General features: G+C 62.1%; 21 protein-coding genes. 13 read left to right on the top strand and 8 right to left on the bottom strand.

Annotated features, from left to right (window positions below; translation table 11 throughout):
• Positions 1-87: 87 nt before the first annotated feature.
• Together HBN54_RS11845 and HBN54_RS11840 are read left to right on the top strand one after the other, a co-directional pair.
• Positions 88-789 (top strand): NUDIX hydrolase, encoded by a 702-nt coding sequence (locus HBN54_RS11845; RefSeq protein ID WP_168673421.1) that lies wholly within the window; start codon positions 88-90, stop codon positions 787-789.
• Between the two features lie 17 nt (positions 790-806).
• Complete coding sequence (locus HBN54_RS11840; RefSeq protein ID WP_168673420.1) at positions 807-1,295, top strand: hypothetical protein; 489 nt, start codon at positions 807-809, stop codon at positions 1,293-1,295.
• An 8-nt stretch (positions 1,296-1,303) separates the two neighbouring features.
• On the opposite strand, the gene coaD is transcribed toward HBN54_RS11840, so the two are convergent.
• The 3 genes from coaD to HBN54_RS11825 all read right to left on the bottom strand — a co-directional run bounded on the left by coaD (position 1,304) and on the right by HBN54_RS11825 (position 3,388).
• The gene (gene coaD / locus HBN54_RS11835) at positions 1,304-1,771 is read right to left on the bottom strand and encodes a pantetheine-phosphate adenylyltransferase (protein WP_168673419.1); all 468 of its coding nucleotides are present in this window, start codon (positions 1,769-1,771) and stop codon (positions 1,304-1,306) included.
• Positions 1,772-1,880: 109 nt separating this feature from the next.
• Entirely contained in the window at positions 1,881-2,699 is an 819-nt protein-coding gene (locus HBN54_RS11830; RefSeq protein ID WP_168673418.1) for a DUF3822 family protein, read from the bottom strand.
• Between the two features lie 185 nt (positions 2,700-2,884).
• Positions 2,885-3,388, bottom strand: coding sequence for an NUDIX domain-containing protein (locus tag HBN54_RS11825; RefSeq protein WP_168673417.1), 504 nt, complete (start codon positions 3,386-3,388; stop codon positions 2,885-2,887).
• Between the two features lie 234 nt (positions 3,389-3,622).
• Between HBN54_RS11825 and HBN54_RS11820 the strand changes: the two genes are divergently transcribed.
• The 4 genes from HBN54_RS11820 to HBN54_RS11805 all read left to right on the top strand — a co-directional run bounded on the left by HBN54_RS11820 (position 3,623) and on the right by HBN54_RS11805 (position 6,851).
• Positions 3,623-4,066, top strand: a complete 444-nt coding sequence (locus HBN54_RS11820) for a PaaI family thioesterase (RefSeq protein WP_168673416.1) — start codon at positions 3,623-3,625, stop codon at positions 4,064-4,066.
• Between the two features lies 1 nt (position 4,067).
• Entirely contained in the window at positions 4,068-4,439 is a 372-nt protein-coding gene (locus tag HBN54_RS11815; RefSeq protein WP_168673415.1) for a hypothetical protein, read from the top strand.
• 274 nt (positions 4,440-4,713) lie between these two features.
• Positions 4,714-6,144 carry an ATP-dependent DNA helicase gene (locus HBN54_RS11810; protein WP_168673414.1) on the top strand — a complete coding sequence of 477 codons (1,431 nt, stop codon included), beginning with the start codon at positions 4,714-4,716 and terminating at the stop codon, positions 6,142-6,144.
• Between the two features lie 170 nt (positions 6,145-6,314).
• Positions 6,315-6,851, top strand: coding sequence for a DUF1573 domain-containing protein (locus HBN54_RS11805; RefSeq protein WP_168673413.1), 537 nt, complete (start codon positions 6,315-6,317; stop codon positions 6,849-6,851).
• Positions 6,852-6,987: 136 nt separating this feature from the next.
• On the opposite strand, the gene HBN54_RS11800 is transcribed toward HBN54_RS11805, so the two are convergent.
• From HBN54_RS11800 to HBN54_RS11785, 4 genes are all read right to left on the bottom strand, one after another.
• Positions 6,988-7,365, bottom strand: coding sequence for a DUF423 domain-containing protein (locus HBN54_RS11800; protein WP_168673412.1), 378 nt, complete (start codon positions 7,363-7,365; stop codon positions 6,988-6,990).
• A 59-nt stretch (positions 7,366-7,424) separates the two neighbouring features.
• The gene (locus tag HBN54_RS11795) at positions 7,425-8,630 is read right to left on the bottom strand and encodes an aspartyl protease family protein (protein ID WP_168673411.1); all 1,206 of its coding nucleotides are present in this window, start codon (positions 8,628-8,630) and stop codon (positions 7,425-7,427) included.
• A gap of 616 nt (positions 8,631-9,246) precedes the next feature.
• Entirely contained in the window at positions 9,247-10,317 is a 1,071-nt protein-coding gene (locus tag HBN54_RS11790) for an o-succinylbenzoate synthase (protein WP_168673410.1), read from the bottom strand.
• 49 nt (positions 10,318-10,366) lie between these two features.
• Positions 10,367-10,630, bottom strand: a complete 264-nt coding sequence (locus tag HBN54_RS11785; protein WP_168673409.1) for a KGG domain-containing protein — start codon at positions 10,628-10,630, stop codon at positions 10,367-10,369.
• Between the two features lie 276 nt (positions 10,631-10,906).
• On the opposite strand from HBN54_RS11785, the gene egtB reads away from it, so the two are divergent.
• The 6 genes from egtB to HBN54_RS11755 all read left to right on the top strand — a co-directional run bounded on the left by egtB (position 10,907) and on the right by HBN54_RS11755 (position 17,311).
• Positions 10,907-12,283 carry an ergothioneine biosynthesis protein EgtB gene (gene egtB / locus HBN54_RS11780; RefSeq protein ID WP_168673408.1) on the top strand — a complete coding sequence of 459 codons (1,377 nt, stop codon included), beginning with the start codon at positions 10,907-10,909 and terminating at the stop codon, positions 12,281-12,283.
• An 87-nt stretch (positions 12,284-12,370) separates the two neighbouring features.
• Positions 12,371-13,327 (top strand): L-histidine N(alpha)-methyltransferase, encoded by a 957-nt coding sequence (gene egtD, locus HBN54_RS11775; protein ID WP_168673407.1) that lies wholly within the window; start codon positions 12,371-12,373, stop codon positions 13,325-13,327.
• A gap of 108 nt (positions 13,328-13,435) precedes the next feature.
• Complete coding sequence (locus tag HBN54_RS11770; protein ID WP_168673406.1) at positions 13,436-14,539, top strand: pyridoxal phosphate-dependent aminotransferase; 1,104 nt, start codon at positions 13,436-13,438, stop codon at positions 14,537-14,539.
• 321 nt (positions 14,540-14,860) lie between these two features.
• Positions 14,861-16,219, top strand: coding sequence for an MATE family efflux transporter (locus tag HBN54_RS11765; RefSeq protein ID WP_168673405.1), 1,359 nt, complete (start codon positions 14,861-14,863; stop codon positions 16,217-16,219).
• An 85-nt stretch (positions 16,220-16,304) separates the two neighbouring features.
• Positions 16,305-16,889, top strand: coding sequence for a DUF922 domain-containing protein (locus tag HBN54_RS11760; protein WP_168673404.1), 585 nt, complete (start codon positions 16,305-16,307; stop codon positions 16,887-16,889).
• A 68-nt stretch (positions 16,890-16,957) separates the two neighbouring features.
• Positions 16,958-17,311 (top strand): tRNA-binding protein, encoded by a 354-nt coding sequence (locus HBN54_RS11755; protein WP_168673403.1) that lies wholly within the window; start codon positions 16,958-16,960, stop codon positions 17,309-17,311.
• Here the strand turns inward: HBN54_RS11755 and HBN54_RS11750 are convergent.
• The gene (locus HBN54_RS11750) at positions 17,308-17,718 is read right to left on the bottom strand and encodes a DUF4296 domain-containing protein (RefSeq protein WP_168673402.1); all 411 of its coding nucleotides are present in this window, start codon (positions 17,716-17,718) and stop codon (positions 17,308-17,310) included. The two genes, HBN54_RS11755 and HBN54_RS11750, sit on opposite strands and share 4 nt — an antisense overlap.
• Positions 17,719-17,857: 139 nt before the next feature.
• On the opposite strand from HBN54_RS11750, the gene HBN54_RS11745 reads away from it, so the two are divergent.
• Positions 17,858-18,760 carry a DUF58 domain-containing protein gene (locus HBN54_RS11745; protein WP_168673401.1) on the top strand — a complete coding sequence of 301 codons (903 nt, stop codon included), beginning with the start codon at positions 17,858-17,860 and terminating at the stop codon, positions 18,758-18,760.
• The last annotated feature ends 86 nt before the right edge of the window (positions 18,761-18,846 follow it).

Here is an 18,846-nt window from a genome sequence, read left to right as displayed (position 1 = left end):
CGCTGCCACCGACCAGACTCCTAATTCTTATTCCTGACTTCGGCGGCTTGCTTTGGCCCGACGTCTTTTCTCAATCCGCTTCTTCCGATGAACATTTTCATCAACGACATTCCGCTGGTTATCAAGAAACTCAGCGAAAAAGTGTACAAGCACAAATTTGACCTCATTCTCAGCCCCGACGACGACTTTACGTCTAAGGACCTGGTGGGCGATGTGCTGGTGCGCGACGCCGGCCCGCTGTTCATCGACCGCCTGCTGCGCCTCATGGAAGTGAAGAAGCTGAAAAAGCTGAAATCGCTGACCATGCTGGTCAAAAAGAAGAAATTCATCACCCTGCACTTCAAAGACCAGTTCAAAATTGCCAAGGCCGGCGGCGGGCTGGTGGTGAAGGGCGACCAGGTGCTGATGATTTACCGCCTCGGCAAATGGGACCTGCCCAAGGGCAAGCTCAAGAGTGATGAGGACCAAGCCGCTGGCGCGCTGCGCGAAGTGGAGGAGGAAACGAACATCAAGCTGGAGCTCGGCGAGGAATTGCCCAGCACCTGGCACAGCTACGCCTACAAAGGCAATAAGATGCTGAAGAAAACCAGCTGGTACCTCATGAAGTGCCTCGACGACAGCCTGATGAAGCCCCAGACCGAGGAGTACATCGAGGAAGTGCGCTGGATGTCGCCGCAGGAAGCCCTGGCCAAGCTGGAAGATTCGTACGCCTCCATTGCGCTGGTGGTGCGCCACTACCTCAGCAACATGGCTGGCAAGCCCACCAAAGAACCGGCAACCGGTAAATAACCGTACCTTACCGGGCGATGCAGTGGTCTCAAATACTTTTGGGTGGTGTGCTGATGGTTGGGATGGGGGCCTGTTCGGGCGCTCATGAGCCCAACCACGACCGTACAGCCCCCGCCGTTGCCACCGCCGCCCTGAAACTGCCGCAAGTGAATGTGGCTGGTCTGCTGCCGCTTACCATCGATGAGATAAGCCGACGATTGGGGCCGCGCCTGCCGGTGCCGGATGCCTTGCTGGACCCTACGCGGGCACCTTCAATCCATACCAATGAGCAGCCCGACTCGACCGTGCTGTTTCAGCACCGGGGCCTGGCCATTGTGGTGGCCTACGATGCTCAAACGCGCCAGGTGAATGAGCTAATGCTGATGGGCAGCAACGAGAACGAGCTGATGGCTCGCAGCGGCCTGCAGCTCAGCTCACCCGAATACCTGGTGCTGCCATTTTTCCAGCGCCAGCATCCCACGCGGTTTATGGGCCTGCGGGTGCTGGCGCTGGCGCTCAGCCAGTAGCTGCCGCGCTAGTGCGCCAGCGGCGGTAACGGAAAAGGCAGGAAAGCATCCACGTTGCCCCCAAAGCGGTGAATGTCGCGGATAATGGTGCTACTGATGGCCCCGAGCGTGGGCGAGGTCAGGAGGAACACCGTTTCCAGCCCGGCATTGATGTGCTGGTTGCCGTAGGCGATGGGCTTTTCGTACTCGAAATCGGGACTATTGCGCAGGCCACGTAGCAGGAAAGCAGCGCCGGTTTCCCGGGCAAACTCGGCCGTGAGGCCTTTGAAGGTGCGTGCCGAAACCCGGGGCTCGTTATCAAAAAGCCCGGCAATCAGGCCCTGCATCTGCTCAACAGGCAGGTAGCGCTGCTTGCTGCTGTTGGTGCCGATGGCAATAATGACGTGGTCGAACAGCGCCAGCCCGCGCTGCACAATATCGAGGTGGCCGTTGGTGAACGGGTCGAAGGAACCAGGAAAAAGGGCGGTGCGAGGCATTTGAGGGTAGTTATGAGTGAAAAGTTAAGAGTTAAAAGTTAGGAGTTTTCAACCGATGCGCTGACAACTACTAACTCCTGATTTTTAACTCCTAACTTTCAACTCTATTTCAGGCGAAATGCAGGCTGAAAAGGTCGAAATAGCGGTATTCGAACACATCATTGAGGCGGTAGCTGTACTCCACGTTGCCGGGGCGGGGGCCGAAATGCACGTTGCGCACGTAGGTGCGCAACAGGCTGAACACGGCCGAATCGGGCATGAGCTCGCCCCACACGGTCACGTCGTCCTGGTCGGGGTCGAGCGCCAGCTCCTGCATCACGAGGATGGTGTAGTACACCACGTCCTCGGCGGTGGTGCATGGGAACACGTTGCAGTACTCCAGGTGCTGGCCCAGCACGACCAGCGTGAGCTCCTGCGGGCCGGGGTTGAGATATAAGCGGCGGGGAGCTGCCGCGCCGCGCTGGTGCACCAGCCCGGCCAGCAGCGCGCTGGTGTGGTGCAGCAGCCGGCCGGTGGCCCCGTACGTGGCCGTGAGCCACTCGGCCAGGGCCGCGTCGGCGGCAAACACGTTCACCAGCTCCAGGCCGGGATGAGTAGTGTGGCGCACCACCTCGGTGGGCGTGGGGGTGTGGTGCAGGCGCAGGGCGGCGGCCTCGTCGCCGGCCCGGAATAGGGGAGACGGTAGCAGCGTAAACGCCCGGCCCGTGACGGCCAGCCGCACGGCGTTCCAGCCCCGCAGGCCCAGGAAATCGTGCTGGGCGGCCAGGGCGGGCACGCCGCCGCCGGGCAGCTGGTAATCTTCCAGCACGACGAATTTGCGCCGTTCCACATCGGCCACGGCCAGGTGCAGGCGGGCCGGGCTGGCCAGCAGGTACAGGTTGTAGGCCCCCAAGTTGGCGGGGTCGAAGGTTTCGTCGCGAAGACGCAACAGGGGAGGCAAAATCGCCGCCGACGCGGAAGAAGCGGAAGTAGTAGGAGCAGGCACGAATCGAAGCTAAACAGGCCAACGGCCGGGGCTAAAGATAAGGCTACGCCTGGCGAAGCCGCGAAAAATGCTCCGACCCGGGCCGGCAGATTTTCGCCTCAAATCCCGGGCTAGTGGCCGGGTACGGCTCAAACGAAGCGCATCTGGGGCACAAACAGGTCGTCGGGGCTGAGCACCATGCGAAGCAGCGGGTGCACTTGGGCCGGGGGCACCTGCAGCAGCTGCCGGGGCGTAAACCACTGCAGCTCGGTCAGGAGCTGGTGGTCGGCGGCGTGTTCGGGGTCGTGGCCCAGCGTGGGTTGGGCGTCGGCATCGGCTACCACTTCAAAGAACAGCTCCAGGGCCTGGAGCTTATCGGTGCTGAACTCGTGCAGGTGCAGAAAGCGCCCTACGCGCACCGTCAGGCCGGTTTCTTCCCGAAATTCCCGCACCAACGCTTCCTTCAGGCTTTCGCCAAACTGCCAGCCCCCGCCCGGCGGCGACCAGAACGGCGCATCCTTCGGCAGCAGGCCCCGGTGGGCCGCCAGCAGCATCCCCCCGCCGCGCAGCAGCAGCCCCCCAACCCGTACCCGCACTTTGCCGGAATATGCCTGAAGTAAATTGTCGGGGGAAATATTCGGCGAATCGAGCATAGCTTGGTGGAAAGAGTGGAAGGCCTACGGGTTGTCAGGAAGCAGCCTTGTACGGCAAACGGCCCTAAAACGACATTGTTTTACTAATAAAATCTGAGGCGGGGCAAGGAGGTGTTATCGAAGAGCTTATGGGTCGGCCTGGCTCCGCTGTTGCGCTGGGCTGGGGGCCTCCGCACTGGCCAATTGTTGCGCCCCGAGGTGCGGGGGGCCTGCGCAAGCCAGTACCTTTGGCGCATGAATTCCGAAAATAACTTTCCCGCTCCCGTTACTTCTACCGACCTCGAAACCCGCATTCGCCGCAAGCTGCTGGGTCAGGGCTTTATGCACCTCATCGGGGCCGACCTCACGGTTATCACCCCCGGCCGCGTCGAAGCCGAGCTTACCATCGCCAGCCAGCACTTGCAGCAGCATGGCTTCACGCACGGTGGTCTCATTGCCACGCTGGCCGATTTGGTCGCCGGCTTCGCCGCCGTAACGCTGGTGCCCGAGGGCGTGGGGGTGGTCACCTCCGATTTGAAAATCTCCTACCTGCACCCCGGCGTGGGGCAGCGGCTCCGCGCCATTGGATGGGTGCTAAAGCCCGGCCGCCGCCTGCACTTCTGCGAGGCTGAGGTGTGGTGCGATGAGTTGATGATTGCCAAAGCCAGCGCCACGATGGCCGTGATTGAGCCGCAGTAATATGAGCCAGGCTTTTGAGGGATTCTTGCCAGGCTACTTTCGTGTCTTTCAGGGGGGCGATGGCAGCTTCGTGGATATGCACGAAACCCACGGCAAGCTCGAAAGCCGTCAGAATATTCCCATTGCCCTGTTTCTTGCAGCGCGCGGGGAACGGGTACGCCTGCTGCCGGTGGCTGCCGTAAGTGGGGAGAAGAGCCCCGATGCTACTCGCAATGACATTTTCTGGGAGTTCAAAAAACCGTCGGCAATTAGTCGTAATGCTATCGACAAAGCCCTGCGGGATGGTAGCCGACAGGCCGACCGCATTTTGTTGTGGCTACCCAACGAGTTTCCTTTGAAGCTGCTGGAAGACGGCATCTATGACCGCACATAACGCACCCCCAATATCGTGGCTGTAGCAGTGCTGCTCGGGCGTGCACTTCATACGTTTAGCCGACAGGAAATAGTCGGTAACCTCTTTCGCGGCGTACTACAATAAAAAAATAGGGGTGCATGGTCGACCATGCACCCCTTGGTGGGGCCCGGGCTTTCGCCCCGGCCTAAATCGGTACCTAGGTGCCGACCTACACAAATATACACGGCTACCGGGGTTTAAGTTCTTCCTCTTTGCCAAGGCTTACATTTGTTAACTATATCCTGATTCCGTAGTGCTCTCCCTCCGCACCCCGTCCGTTCGCGACTACTTCCCCTACGAGCCCACCGACGACCAGGCCCTGCTCTTCGCCCAGCTCGACGCGTTTTTGCGCGACCAGCTGCCGGGCCGCAAGGTGTTTGTGTTGCGCGGCTACGCGGGCACCGGCAAAACCACCGTGGTGAGCGCCTTGGTGCAATGGCTGCACAAAATGCAGCGCAAATACACCCTGATGGCCCCCACAGGCCGGGCGGCGAAGGTGATGGCCGGCTACGCGGGCGTGGCTGCCAGCACCATTCACAAAAAGATTTACCGCCAAACTAGCGGTTCGCCCTCCGAGCGGCTCAACTTCCAGCGCCAGCCCAACCGCGCCGAGCAAACGCTGTACATCGTGGACGAAGCCTCGATGATTTCGGACGAAAAAGCTTTCGGCGAGAATGGCTTGCTGGATGATTTGATGGGCTTCGTATTCGAGAAAACCAGTAACAAGCTCCTCGTTATCGGCGATACGGCGCAGCTGCCGCCGGTGGGCCAGCTCCTGAGCCCGGCCCTCGACCCGGAGCTGCTGGCCCACCGCTTCCGCGCCGAGGTGGGCACCGTGGAGCTGCGCCAGGTGATGCGCCAGGCCCAGGAATCGGGTATTCTGGTAAATGCCACCGAGTTGCGCGAGGAGCTGCGGGAGCAAGCGCCCAATATCCAGCTGCACACCAAGGGCTTCCGGGATATTTTTAAGATGGGCGGCGACAAGCTGGAGGACGGCCTGCGCTGGGCCTACCGCCAGTACGGCCACGAAAACACCACCATCATCTGCCGTTCCAACCGCAACGCCAACCAGTACAACCAGCTTATTCGCCGGGCGTTGTTTGATGCCGAGGAGGAGATTGAGGGCGGCGACTACCTGATGGTGGTGCGCAACAACTATTACTGGCTGCCCAAGGAGTCGGAAATCGGCTTTCTGGCCAACGGCGACTTTCTGGAAATCAGGAAGGTCATTCGGCGGGAAGAGGTGTACGGCTTTCATTTTGCCCAGGCCCTGGTGCGGCTCGTGGATTATCCCGACGAGCCCGAAATTGAAGTCAAGCTATTGCTCGACACGCTGCACACCGAGAGCCCGGCCCTGCCCTCCGACCGCAACAATGCCCTGTATATGGCCGTGAGCGAGGATTATGCTCACCTCAAAACCAAGGCCGAGCGCTACAAGGAAATGCGCAAAGACCCTTACCTCAACGCCCTGCAAATCAAATTTGCCTACGCCCTGACGTGCCATAAGGCCCAGGGCGGGCAGTGGCAGGCCGTGTTTGTAGACCACGGCTTTCTGAAACCCGATGAGCCGCTGGCGGGCGAGTTTGCGCGCTGGCTCTACACGGCCATCACGCGGGCTTCGGAGCGGCTGTTTCTGCTCAACTTTCAGCAGAAGCTAATCAGCGACCCGGTGGAGGAAGACTGAGCCGCCCGGCAAACGCGGAATCATCCAGAGGCCTGCTTCGTTAAGAAGGAATGCTTCACCGTTTCTTCAGACATAGCCGGCTAGTTTGGTCAGAAATTTGTGAGTGCGTCCGAAAGCACTAAATTTGTTTATCCCCCAGCTCATCAACGTTTCATTCCCTTCTGAATTTTATGAAAAAATCCCTGCTTCTCGCCCTGAGCCTGACCGCTGCCGCTTACACCGCGCAGGCCCAGGCTCCGGCCGCTAAGGCCGCCACCACCGCCGGCCCCGCCATCACGTTCGAAGAAGTGAAATACGACTTCGGTTCCGTGGTGCAGGGTGGTACCGTCGACCACACGTTCAAGTTCAAGAACACGGGCACGGCGCCCCTCGTTATCTCCAACATTGGCGTGAGCTGCGGCTGCACCACCCCGGAGTGGACCAAAGCACCGGTTGCGCCCGGCAAAACCGGTACCATCGCCGCCCACTTCAACTCGACCGGCAAAATGGGCATGCAGAACAAAGTGCTGACCATTGAGTCGAACGCCGCCGCTGGCAGCGCTACCGTTTCGCTGGTTGGGGAGGTAAAAGAGGCCTCGACGGCCGCCGCCAACGCCACGCCGAGCATGACTGTGACCGACACCACGCCGATGGCCACCATGAAAGACAACGGCAAGAAGGTGAAGGAAAAGTCGGGCGACACCAAGCTGAAAACCAAAGTGAAATAAGCTTTCGGTAGCGACTGAAAACCTATAATATAAAAGGCCGGCTGCGCAAGCAGACGGCCTTTTTGGCTTCCTAACAAATGGTTTAAAGCGGAATGCTACGACGAATTTTCGGTCGTTGCACCACCCGGCTTCAAACCTACAGCTCGCGCACGGCCAGCGCCAGGCTCACCCAGCCGGCCAGGAACAGCAGCCCGCCAATGGGAGCCACCGCGCCCAGCTTGGTTACGCCCGTGAAGCACAGGGCGTAGAGCGAGCCGCTGAATACCACGATGCCGCCCAGCCAAAGCGCGCCCGTGGTGCCCAGGCTGCGCAGCTCGGGGCGGGTGGCCCAGAGCACCCCAATGGCCAGGGCCGCCAGGGCGTGGTAAAACTGGTAGCGCACGGCGGTTTCGAAGGTATCGGCGCGGCCGGCCTTCACCAGCATGTCGTGTAGAGCGTGCGCTCCGAAGGCCCCGATGGCCACGCCCAGACCGCCGAACAGGGCGGCCAGCTGAATTAAAAGTCGAGCTGTCATAATGAGAATAGGGGAGAATGGAGGCACGAAGGTAGCCCGCCGGCCCGCAAGCCGGGGCGTCAGATTTGGCGTTTGAGGCGCAGGGTGGCGGTGTGGAGGTTGCCGTCGGGCCGGCGCAGCACGAGCAGGAGCACGCGGCCGTCTTCAGAGTGCAGCATGCGGTCGAGCTGCGTCAGTGAAAAAGTATTCACTGGCAGGAAGTTGATACTGAGCAATTCTTCATCGGCCTCGACGCCAGCAATGGCGGCCGGTGAGTCGGGCACGACCCGCAGCACCAGAAACCGGTGGTAGCTCTCGCCGGTAGCCAGCAGGTCGATGCCGGACATATCGTGCTCGAACGGCTCCCGAAACTTGGTGTTGGGGCGGAGCAGCAGCCGGCGGTGCGGATAGTCGATAACCAGGGAAAACCGTTTCAGCAGCTCGTAGCCCACGTTGCCGTTGCGGGGCACGTCGATGCGCCGGTGCACATCGCCGGCATCGGGGAAGGAGGTGAGCACCGAGTGCATGGTGTAGCGGCCCAGGTGCAGGATGGGCACCCGCCCCAGAAAGCCCCGCACCGTGCCCGACAGCCCCCGGCCCAGCTCAGCCGGCAGGCGGCGGACGGGGGCCGCCATGCGCGCGTCCGAGTCTAGCTCCAGCGACAGGGCGTGGCTGGCTCCGGTATCGAGCACCAGCTTGAGCGGCATCGTGAGCGAGTCGTTGAGCTGCACGGGCAAGGTGACGTAGGCCTTGTTATTTTCCAGCGAGAGCGGCAGGCTCGACCAGCGCTTGCCGCGCGGCGTGCGGTAGGTGGCCGGGTCGGTAAGCTCCAGGGAAGACAGGTCCGAATGAATGGTGACCACGAAGCTGCGAAACAGCTCAGAGCCCAGAATCCCGCTGATGGGCAGCCCCACGTAGCCCGACAGGTTGAGTACATCGTCCGACATTACCAGCCAGCTCATGTGCCGGGCCACCGCGCCCGGCACCTCCACGCGCACGCTGTCGGTTTGGTAGGCGAGCAGGCCGGTATCGGCGCCGCCCATGCCCACCACCCGGAAATACTGCCCCCGGCGCAGGCGCAGCGAGTCGGCCAGTTGCGGCGACGTGATGATGGACGTGCCCACGCCGGAATCGAGCAGAAAATTGAAGGGCCCGGCCCCGTTCAGGCGCAGCTTCACCACTAGTAAGTTACGCTGCACCTGAAAGTTGAGCGTGGTCTGGTGGGTGTTGGGGCGGATGAAGGCGAAGGGACCGGGTGGCAGCGTTGGCTGAGCGCAAACGGGCAAACTCAGCCCCCGGCAAAGGACCCAGACAACCAGCAAATACACCAAGTGCGGGCTACGCATAATCGGGACGACTCAAGCAGACGGGTAAATAAAGCGAAAAGACACGCCATTATTAACAGTTGTCACGCAATGCCTGCTGCGGCTGGTGTTTTTGTCGCGGGCTTCTCGTCGCTGGTTTCTGGTTGAATGCTGTTGAGCCGTTTTTTAGGACGAGAACTAACCAGCAACCTGGCATAAAATCTACCCGTACACCATCCGTTATTGATTTCTTCTCCAAACCGGTCAAAAGCAGTCGGCAATTTTTGGTGCGGAAACCTTGCTTCTCAAGCAGAAGTTTTAATTTTTCATTGCTGGTTAAATAGCAATGAAGCTGTTTGGAAAGTCAGCCCAAAGTCGTTGCGCCGGTCCGACCGCCCTAGGCGGTCTGACCGGTTGCCGCGAGAACGGCACCAGGGCTTGTTGAGCCGATGCCAACGACAACCGGTCGGACCGCCTAAGGCGGTCGGACCGGCGCAACCCGATTTGCTAAACAGCTTCAATTGCAAATCACCAACCAGCAACGAGAAACCAGTAACTTCAATACTCCGGTACCGGGGCGTCGCCCCCTCACTGGCGTCTATTCGGGCGCTTCCCAGGCCTCAGTGGGAGCGTAGCGCAGCATCCCGTTGCTGATGTGCAGCGGCGCAGCTAAGTTATTGTGATAGAGCTGTCCCGTGCCCAGTCCCTGGGCGAAATCCCTCACGTCGTACTCGCCCGTGAGCTGGGCCACGGCGTTCAGGCCTACGTTGGATTCCAGGGCCGAAGTAATCCACCAGCCGATGCTGCGTGCCTCGGCCAGGGCAATCCAGTGGCGGGTGGCGGCGTGGCCGCCCAGCAGCGTGGGCTTGAGCACAATGTAGGCGGGCCGAACGGCATCGAGCAGGGCCGCCTGCTGCGCGGGGTCGGTCACGCCAATCAGTTCCTCATCGAGGGCAATGGGAATGGGGGAGGTGCGGCACAGCTCGGCCAGCTCGGCCGGTTGCCCCGCCGCAATGGGCTGCTCGATGGAATGGATAGCAAACGCCGCCAGCTGGGTCAGCTTGCCCAGCGCCTCAGCCGGCGCGAAAGCCCCGTTGGCATCCACGCGCAGCGTGAGGCGCTCGGGCGGCGCTACAGCTCTTATTTCGGCCAGTAGGCCCAGCTCGGTGGCAAAGTCCAAGCCCCCGATTTTGAGTTTCAGGCAGGAGTAGCCCGCCGCCAGCTTCTGTTGAATTTGCTCCCGCATGAAGGCCGCGTCGCCCATCCACACCAGGCCGTTGATGGGCAGCGCCGCCTCACCCCGACTGAAAGCATTGGAATAGAGTTGGTGCTGGCCGCCCCGGGCCAGGTCGAGCGCGGCGGTTTCGAGCGCAAACGTGAGCGCCGGCAGCCCCGAACCAACAAAAGCCGGAGCATCGGCCGCCGTGAAAGCAGCCAATGCCCCGGCATTGAAGCGGTGGCATAAATCGGTGATGGCGGTGGCGAAGCCAGGGCCGTAGTCGGGGCTGAGGCCGGCCAAGGGAGCCGCTTCGCCAAGGCCTTCTACGCCCGGCCGGGCATCATCAGTGAGGTGCAGGTACCAGGCCACATGTTCGGCCAGAGCACCCCGCGAAGTGCGGGCTGAAAAACTAAAGCGCAACGCGCGCTGCGAAAAGCGGAGATGAAGCATGGCGCAAAGATGCGCGCCACGCTTCATCGGTGGGTCGTGGCAGTGCGGATTAGTTTGCCTGGGCGCTTTTGCCCCGGCGGCTTACAAGGCCACCCTTGCGGCCGGCATCGCGGGCCTCATCGGCCGAAAAGCGGTGACCCCGGCCGCTGGCGTGCGATGCTTTGCCGCCTTCGCTGGCAATGCGGCGCTGGGTTTCGGGGCTCATGGCAGCAAAGCCGCGGCGGCTTTTAGTGCCCACGCGATTAGCAGGCCGGGTGTTGCTTTTGAGGGTTGGGGCAATAGCTACCTCGGCGGTTAGAGCGGCAGTTTTCATGTGAATAAGGAAAGATGATTTTGTATGTAGCAATGGTAGCTTGGATGGCCAACATTACCTACTAATCTTGTCGGCAATGGTTGTTTTTCTTGCTGAAAATAGGCGTAAATACCACTTTTTACCGATGAGCTTCTACGTATTTTTCGCTGTTGCTACGTGTTTAGTTCTTTTAAAAATGAGCTAACCGACCCCAGGATTTCGTAAGTACCTGTACAACCTCGGTACTGCTAATCCGGTTAGTGGTGCAGGCCCGACTACTTACCCGGCTTTTTTGTTATGACTCACGCCCTCGTTTCACCACCTGCTCCCCGCGTGGCCCCGGCCTGGCTGGCCCGGTATCGTGCCGTGCGCGCCCAAAGCCAGGCCCTGTGCGCGCCGCTGCTGCCCGAAGACACCGTGGTGCAGCCCATGCTCGATGTGAGCCCGCCCAAATGGCACCTGGCCCACACCACCTGGTTTTGGGAAACCTTCCTGCTGAAGGAGTACGCGCCCGGCTACGAGCTGTTCCATGCGGAATACGCCTACCTGTTCAATTCCTACTACAACTCCCTCGGCTCCAGGGTGAACCGGGCCGACCGGGGCACGCTCTCGCGCCCGGCCCTGGCCGATGTGCTGGCCTACCGTGCCCACGTCGATGCCGCGCTGGCCCGGCTCCTGACCGAGCGGCGCGACCTGCCCCCGGTATTTTTTGAGCTGCTGGAGCTGGGCCTCCAGCACGAGCAGCAGCACCAGGAGCTGCTGGCCACCGACATCAAATACATCCTCAGCACCAGCCCGTTGGCCCCGGCCTACCTTGGAGAGGACTTATTTGAGTTAAAAGTTAAAAGTGAAAAGGTAAGGGTTGAAGCAGGAGCCTCTGCCGAATCAGCTCTTAACGTTTCACTCTTAACTTCTAACTCAAAAGAAGCGTCCTGGCTGCCCGTGCCCGGCGGCGTGCACCGGATAGGCTTTCAGGAAAGCGGCTTTTGCTTTGATAACGAGCTGGCGGCGCATGATGTGCTGCTGGCCCCCTTCGAGCTGCAAAACCGCCTGGTGACCAACGCCGAGTTTCTGGCCTTCATCGAAGCCGGCGGCTACCGCGATTTCCGCTATTGGATGGGCGAGGGCTGGGACCTGGCGCAGGCCGAGGGCTGGGAAGCGCCGCTCTACTGGGTGCGGCACGCCGATGGCTGGCACCGCTTCACGCACCATGGCCTGCAGGCGGTGCGGCCTGAGGCCCCGGTTACCCACATCAGCTTTTACGAGGCCGATGCCTACGCCAACTGGGCCGGAGCACGCCTGCTCACCGAGGCCGAATGGGAAACCGCCGCCCGCCATTTCGGGGCCACTACTAGCGCCGGCACTTGGCTCGAAAGCAACCTCTTCGACCCGCAGCCCCTGCCCGCCGATGCCGACCCCACCCAATGCCACCAGCTGCTGGGCGACTGCTGGGAATGGACCTACTCGGCCTACCACGCCTACCCGGGCTACGCCCGCGCCGCCGGGGCGCTGGGCGAATACAACGGCAAGTTTATGGTGAACCAACTGGTGCTGCGCGGCGGCTCCTGCGCCACGCCCGAAAATCATATTCGCATCAGCTACCGCAATTTTTTCCACGCCGATAAGCGCTGGCAGTTCACGGGCATCCGCCTGGCAAGGTCATTTAACAATTAACATTTATCATTTAACACGCTTTCATCTTTCCCATTCCACCAAGCCGCCCGGGCGCAAATCCAGCGGCTGTTAAATGTTAATTGTTAAATGATAAATGTACTGACCGAACTGGCGCAGCACGTGGCCGAAGGCCTGCGCCGTGCGCCCAAAGCATTGTCGTCGATGTATTTCTACGACGACGCGGGCAGTCGCCTGTTTCAGCAAATCATGGATTTGCCAGAGTATTACCCCACGCGGGCTGAGTTTGCCATTTTTCGGGAACACGGCGCGGCCATCGCGGCGGCCCTGAGCCCGGCAGACGGCGGCGAGTTTGCGCTGGTGGAGCTGGGCGCCGGCGACGGGGCCAAAACCAAGCTGCTGCTGCGCGAGCTGCTGGCCGCCGGCAGCCCATTTACCTACGCCCCGGTGGATATTTCGGCGGGAGCCATGACGGGACTGGTATCCGCGCTGCAGCAGGAGCTGCCTGACTTGCAGGTGGTTCCAGTGGTGGCGGATTATGCCACGGCGCTCACCGAGCTGCCCACCCGGCCGGGCAGCAAGGCGGTGCTGTTTCTGGGCTCGAACATCGGCAACTTCGGCCCGGCCGAGCGGCTCGATTTCCTGCGCCAGCTGGCCGCGCCCCTGGCCCCGGCCGACCGCCTGCTAATCGGCTTCGATTTGCAGAAGGACCCGCGGCGCATCCGGGCAGCCTACGACGACGCGCAGGGCATAACGGCGGCTTTCAACCTCAACCTGCTCACCCGCCTCAACCGCGAGCTGGGGGCTGACTTTGACCTCGCCCACTGGCAGCACTACACGGATTACAGCCCCCTGAACGGGGCCGTGCGCTCCTTCCTGGTGAGCACCCGCGCGCAGCAGGTGCGCGTGGCCGCCCTCGAAGAATCCTTCGATTTCGCGGCCTGGGAGGTAATTCATACCGAGAATTCCTACAAATTCACCCTGCCCCAGATTGAAGCCCTGGCTGCCGAAGCCGGCCTGCGGGTGGTGGAATATTTCACCGACCCGGCCACCGATTTTGCCGATGTAGTGTTGGCTATACAATAGAGTTAGGAGTTAAAGGTTAGGAGGTAAGAGTTTGAAATATCAGCTCGCTAACTCCTAACCTTTAACTCATAACTCATAACTCTTAACTCCTAACTATCAATTCATCCCATGCTCAGCCTCGCGTCCGGCTACGGAAATTTTGCAGTACCCAAAGTAGCTCTGGCCGCCGCCGATGAAGCTCTGCGCCAAGCCCGGGAGCACGGCCAGCCCCTGTCCGTGAGCCCCGCCGCTGGCCTGCCCGAGCTGCGCGAAGCCCTGGCCCAGCGCTACCGCCAGCGCGGCGCTACCAGCGTTACGGCCGAGCAGGTACTGGTAACGGCCGGGGCCAAAACGGGCCTTTTTGCCGTGCTCAGCGAAATACTGCGGCCCAATGACGACGTGCTGCTGCCCACCCCCAACTGGTTCGGTTTCTACGACCTGGTGCGGCGGGCCAGCGGCACGTTGCGTCCGCTGCCGCTCAGCGCCGCCGACAACTACGCCTTCACGCCCGAAATGCTGCGGGCGGCCCTCACGCCGGCCACGCGGCTGCTCATCCTCAGCAATCCGGGTAACCCCACTGGCCGTGTGTATTCGCAGAACGAGTGGGCGGCTTTGCTGGCAGTCGCGGCCGAATTCCCGAACCTATGGGTGCTCAGCGATGAGATTTACGAAGGCATCAGCTTCGGGCCCGAGCCAGTGCCCACACTGCTGGCCCAGCCCGGCCCGCACGAGCGGCATGTGGTGGTGAGCGGCTTCTCGAAATCCCTGGCGCTGGCGGGCTGGGGCGTGGGCTGCCTGGTGGCCCCGCCCGAGCTGGCGCGGGCCGTGGCGGCGCGGCTGTTTAGCACCGGGGTGGCAGTGCCCGTTACTGCCCAGCAGGCCGCGCTGGCCGCCACGCAGCACGCCAACGCCATTGGCGCGGCGCTGTGCGCGCAGCTGCAGCCCACCCGGCAGCTGCTGCTCGCTGGCCTCGCGGCCCTGCCCGGCGCGTCCGCCGTGGTGGCCCCCGAAGGCACTTACTACGTTTTTGCCGATTTCACCCGCTTTCTCGCGCCCGGTTTGCCGTTGCCGGAGGCTTCCGCGCAGCTGGTGCGGCGCCTGGCCGCCGCCGGGGTAGAAGTGGTGGACGGGGCCACCTGCGGCGCGCCGGGCTTCCTGCGCCTGTCCTACGCCGTGGCGGAAGAGGACTTGCGGCGGGCGCTGGCCATTATTGAGGCCACGGTACGGGCGTAGAACTGCATAATCACATTTCCTCGTTGTTTGGTCTGTACCGGCGGTGCCGTTCATCAACGAGCCGCGAGCAGGCGTCTTTGTATCGGGCTGCGACGGTGATTTGACCCGTTCTGCGCGCGGGCGGCCCGTACCTTTGCGTGTCCTCACCCAGAACTATCTGACAGCTATCGAACGGCGGGTCGTTGCGCCGGTCCGACCGGTTGAAGTGAGCACGATTTCGCCCTGACGACAACCGGTCTGACCGTCTGGGGCGGTCAGACCGGAGCAACGGCTCCGGGTTTGGGGAAGGGCAAGACCTTTGCCGGGCTTTTTTAAGGAATTATGCTGAGTAATATTCGTCCTCATTTGCGGCCTACGCTGCTGCTGGCTTATCCGGTGGTGCTGTCGCAGCTGGGGCACATCATGGTAAGTTTCGTCGATTCGGTGCTGGTGGGGCGCACGGGTACCGTGCCGCTGGCCGCCGTGAGCTTGGGCGTGAACAGTACCAACGTCATCATGATTCTGGGCATTGGCCTGAGCATGGGAGCCGTGCCCCTGGTAGCTGCCGCCGATGGCCGCCGCGACCTGCCCGTGCTGGCCCGCCTGCTTGTGTCGTCCGTTTGGCTGAGTGTGCTGGCGGGGCTGGCGCTGGCGGGGCTGGGCCAGCTGGTGCCGCCGCTCATGCATTACCTGGGTCAGCCGCCGGCCGTGGAGGCCATGGCCGCGCCCTGGGTGCGGGTTATCAGCTGGTCGTTTCTGCCGCTGATGATTTTCCAGGGCTTCCGCGAGTTCGCCGAGGGGCTGGGGCTCACGCGGCAGGCCATGTGGCTGTCGGTATTGGCCAACGTGGTGAATGCTGCCTTGTGCTACGCGCTGGTTTTCGGCCACTGGGGTGCCCCCCAGATGGGGCTCATGGGCTCGGCCTGGGCCACGCTCATTGCCCGCATACTCATGGCCGCGCTCATGGCGACGTATGTGCTTATGGCTCAGCGCCTGCACCAGTACCGCGCCGCCGTGCACAGTTGGCTGCCCGACTGGGCCACGCTGCGCCGGCTGTTCGATTTGGGCGCGCCCATCGGCGTGCAGATGGCTTTCGAAGTAGGCGCATTTGCCACGGCCGCCATCATGATTGGCTGGCTGGGCGCGGTGCCGCTGGCCGCGCACCAGGTGGCCATCAACCTGGCTTCGATAACGTATATGGCGGCCAGCGGCATTGCGGCGGCGGCCACCATCCGGGTGGGCAAGCTGATGGGGGAAGGGGACATGCCGGCGGCGCGGCAGGCCGGTTTCGCGGCCTACGTGCTGGGCTTTGGATTTATGGCCACCATGGCGACGCTCTTTATTGCCCTGCGGCACCAGGCCCCGCTGCTTTATAGCCACGATGCGGCCGTGGTAGCGCAGGCCGGCACGCTGCTGCTCATCGCGGCCCTGTTTCAGGTGTCCGATGGCTTGCAGGTGATGGGCCTGGGCGCGCTGCGCGGGCTGGAAGACGTGAAGGTGCCTTCGGTGGTGGCCTTGCTGGCCTATTGGGCGGTGGCGCTGCCGCTGGGCTACTTCCTGGGTTTTCGGCTGCATTTTGGTGCGCCGGGCGTGTGGACGGGGCTGCTGCTGGGGCTTACCATTGTGGCGGGCGTGCTGATTGTGCGCTTCCGGCGCGAAACCGCGCCGGGCTACGTGCCCGAGCCGGTATCGGCGCAGTAGCGCGAACTACAACGTTCGCGCTGCGGTTCGCGCTATGGCGGCCGGCAACCCGCGCCGGCCGCGTGCATCTCATTACTTTGCCTCCATGCTTTCTTTTCTGATTTCGATTTTAACGGCCGCTGTGCTGCTCCAGGGCCCGGCCCCGAAACCCCAGCCAGCCGCTGCCCCGGCCACCAAACCCGTGCCCGCGCCGCCCATCCCGTGGTCGGCCACGCGGCGGCTCACGATGGCCGATTTTCAGGGCCATCCCGGGCTGTCGGACCGGCTGGCGGCCCTCACCTCGGCCGATATCAAGTCGAATGCCGCCTGCCGCGATTTCGTATTCAGCTCCACCGTAACGGCGGCATTCGACCCCAATACGTCGTGGTTTCAGAACCCCAAAACGGCTTCCGAAGCCCTGCTGCGCCACGAGCAGCTGCACTTCGATATCACCGAAGCCTATGCCCGCATTATGCGCCAGAAGCTGGTTGCCTTTGCTGCTAAGGCTGATTGCAATAAACTCCAGCCGGCTTTCAACAACGTGACCAAGGCCGTATATGCCGCCTGGGACAACGAGCAGAACCGTTACGATGCGGAAACCGGCCACGGCCTGAACGCCGTGCGGCAGGCGTTTTGGGAAAAGCAAACCCAGCTGAAACTGGAGCAGCTGAAGGCTTTCGCAGTGGAGTAGGTAAAAGCCACAAAACGGTTATGCTGAGCGCAGCCGAGACATGACCGTTTTCTAATTCTCCCCAAACCATGGAATCTCCATCTCCCACAACCCTCACCTGGGCCGAGTTTGAGCGCGTCGACCTGCGCGTGGGTACCATTCGGGAGGCGCGGGCTTTCCCGGAAGCGCGCCGGCCGGCGTATCAGCTACTGATTGATTTTGGACCGGAAATCGGCCTGAAAAAGTCCAGCGCCCAGATTACGCACCACTACACGCCGGAGGAACTGGTGGGCCGGCAGGTACTGGCGGTGGTCAATTTCCCGCCCAAGCAGATTGGGAAGTTTCGCTCCGAAGTGCTGGTAACCGGCCTGGCCGATGCCGACGGGCATATTGTGCTGGCTGCCGTGGCGGGCCCGGTGCCCAATGGGCAGCGGCTGGTTTAGTTGGTTTTGGGTGGCCCCCACTGGTCGGTGGCGGGCTTGCTGGCAGGGTTGAGCTTGGTTTCCCGATGGTTGAGCGTGTCGATAACGCCGGCGTAGATTTCGTTCAGGTCTTTGCCGTGGATGCCGTAGTAGCGGTAGCTGCGCTGGAAGGCCGAGTCGGTAACTTCGTGCTTCCACAGCAGGCTTTTATGCTGCGCCAGGTACAGGGCCCGGCCCGAATCGGGCGAAAGGCGGCTGCTTTCCACCTGGGCTTCGAGCTGATGCAGGTCGGCCAGCATCTGGGCCATGTGCTCGCGGGGTATCAAATCGGCGGGCATAGGGGCCTCTTCAGGGCGCTGGCAGGCGGGCAAAGCCAGTAGGAGAGGGGCCAGCACCAGGCCCAGGCAGCAACGGCGGAATGATTTCACGTCGCAAAGTTAGCCCAGCGCCGTAGCTTCGCCATTGGAGAGTTAAAAGTTAGGAGTTAAGAGTTGCGAACTTGATTTCTCACCCTCAACCTCACAACTCCTAACTCTTAACTCTTAACTCCCAACTTTTAAATCCCCCATGAACCCCTCTGTGCCCTCGGCGCTCACCGACCTGGTGCGCCGCCTGCGCCACCTCGAAATCCGCATTCGCAAAGCGGTGGAGGCCCAGCTACAGGGTGATTTTCACTCCGTATTCAAAGGCACGGGCCTGGAGTTCGACGACGTGCGCCTCTACCAGTACGGCGATGAAGTGCGCGCCATCGACTGGAACGTGAGCAGCAAGGGCCACGGCACGTTCGTGAAAACCTACAAGGAGGAAAAGGAGCAGCAGGTGCTGGTGCTGCTGGACGTGAGCGCCTCGCTGGACGTGGGCGACGGCCAGCGCCGCAAGCTCGACGTGGCCCGCGACATTGCGGGGCTGCTGGCGCTGTCGGCCGCCCGGCAGGGCTCGGCGCTGGGTCTGTTCGCGTTTTCCGACCAGAAGGAGCTGTATCTGCCGCCCGGCAAGGGGCCGCGGGCGGCGTATGCGCTCATCAGCCGGCTGTACTCGCTGGTGCCGGTTTCGGGCCGCACGGGGGTGGGGGCGGGCATCCGGCAGGCGCTGGGGCTGCTCAAGCGCCGCAGCTTGGTGGTGCTGGTGTCCGATTTTATTGATGGCAACTACGAGCGGGAGCTCACCATGCTGGCCCAGCGCCACGACCTGATAGTGGTGCAGCTGCAGGCCCCGCGCGAGCGCACGTTTCCGGCCCTGGGCATTGTGCCCCTGCGTGATGCCGAAACCGGCCAGGTGCGCTGGGTGAACACCTCCAGCCCCGATTTCCGGGCCCGCCAGGAAGCCACCGCCGAGCGCCAGGAAGCAGAGCTACTAAACATATGCCGCCGCCACCGCACCGGCTTTCTGGCCCTGAGTACGGAGGGCGATTTTGTGCCCCAGCTGGTGAATTTGTTTCGTCATCGTCGTCAATCGGGCCGCCGTGGGTAAGCATCGCATCGAGCATTGGGGAGAGGGAAAGACCGTCATGCAGAGCGCAGCGAAGCATCTTGCCCGAGGCAGTAACTGTTTTTTGA

The organism is Hymenobacter artigasi (genome assembly GCF_012275535.1).
Classification (GTDB): Bacteria; Bacteroidota; Bacteroidia; order Cytophagales; family Hymenobacteraceae; genus Hymenobacter; species Hymenobacter artigasi.
Note: the sequence above shows the minus strand (reverse complement) of the source record. Positions and strands in the feature narration are given on the sequence as shown.

Bases quoted from the DNA above. Each gene is read 5' to 3' on its own strand.
- HBN54_RS11845 (WP_168673421.1), top strand. From the start codon at position 88: ATGAACATTTTCATCAACGACATTCCGCTGGTTATCAAGAAACTCAGC.
- HBN54_RS11840 (WP_168673420.1), top strand. From the start codon at position 807: ATGCAGTGGTCTCAAATACTTTTGGGTGGTGTGCTGATGGTTGGGATG.
- coaD (WP_168673419.1), bottom strand. From the start codon at position 1,771: ATGCCTCGCACCGCCCTTTTTCCTGGTTCCTTCGACCCGTTCACCAAC.
- HBN54_RS11825 (WP_168673417.1), bottom strand. From the start codon at position 3,388: ATGCTCGATTCGCCGAATATTTCCCCCGACAATTTACTTCAGGCATAT.
- HBN54_RS11820 (WP_168673416.1), top strand. From the start codon at position 3,623: ATGAATTCCGAAAATAACTTTCCCGCTCCCGTTACTTCTACCGACCTC.
- HBN54_RS11815 (WP_168673415.1), top strand. From the start codon at position 4,068: ATGAGCCAGGCTTTTGAGGGATTCTTGCCAGGCTACTTTCGTGTCTTT.
- HBN54_RS11805 (WP_168673413.1), top strand. From the start codon at position 6,315: ATGAAAAAATCCCTGCTTCTCGCCCTGAGCCTGACCGCTGCCGCTTAC.
- HBN54_RS11800 (WP_168673412.1), bottom strand. From the start codon at position 7,365: ATGACAGCTCGACTTTTAATTCAGCTGGCCGCCCTGTTCGGCGGTCTG.
- HBN54_RS11790 (WP_168673410.1), bottom strand. From the start codon at position 10,317: ATGCTTCATCTCCGCTTTTCGCAGCGCGCGTTGCGCTTTAGTTTTTCA.
- HBN54_RS11785 (WP_168673409.1), bottom strand. From the start codon at position 10,630: ATGAAAACTGCCGCTCTAACCGCCGAGGTAGCTATTGCCCCAACCCTC.
- egtB (WP_168673408.1), top strand. From the start codon at position 10,907: ATGACTCACGCCCTCGTTTCACCACCTGCTCCCCGCGTGGCCCCGGCC.
- egtD (WP_168673407.1), top strand. From the start codon at position 12,371: ATGATAAATGTACTGACCGAACTGGCGCAGCACGTGGCCGAAGGCCTG.
- HBN54_RS11770 (WP_168673406.1), top strand. From the start codon at position 13,436: ATGCTCAGCCTCGCGTCCGGCTACGGAAATTTTGCAGTACCCAAAGTA.
- HBN54_RS11765 (WP_168673405.1), top strand. From the start codon at position 14,861: ATGCTGAGTAATATTCGTCCTCATTTGCGGCCTACGCTGCTGCTGGCT.
- HBN54_RS11760 (WP_168673404.1), top strand. From the start codon at position 16,305: ATGCTTTCTTTTCTGATTTCGATTTTAACGGCCGCTGTGCTGCTCCAG.
- HBN54_RS11755 (WP_168673403.1), top strand. From the start codon at position 16,958: ATGGAATCTCCATCTCCCACAACCCTCACCTGGGCCGAGTTTGAGCGC.
- HBN54_RS11745 (WP_168673401.1), top strand. From the start codon at position 17,858: ATGAACCCCTCTGTGCCCTCGGCGCTCACCGACCTGGTGCGCCGCCTG.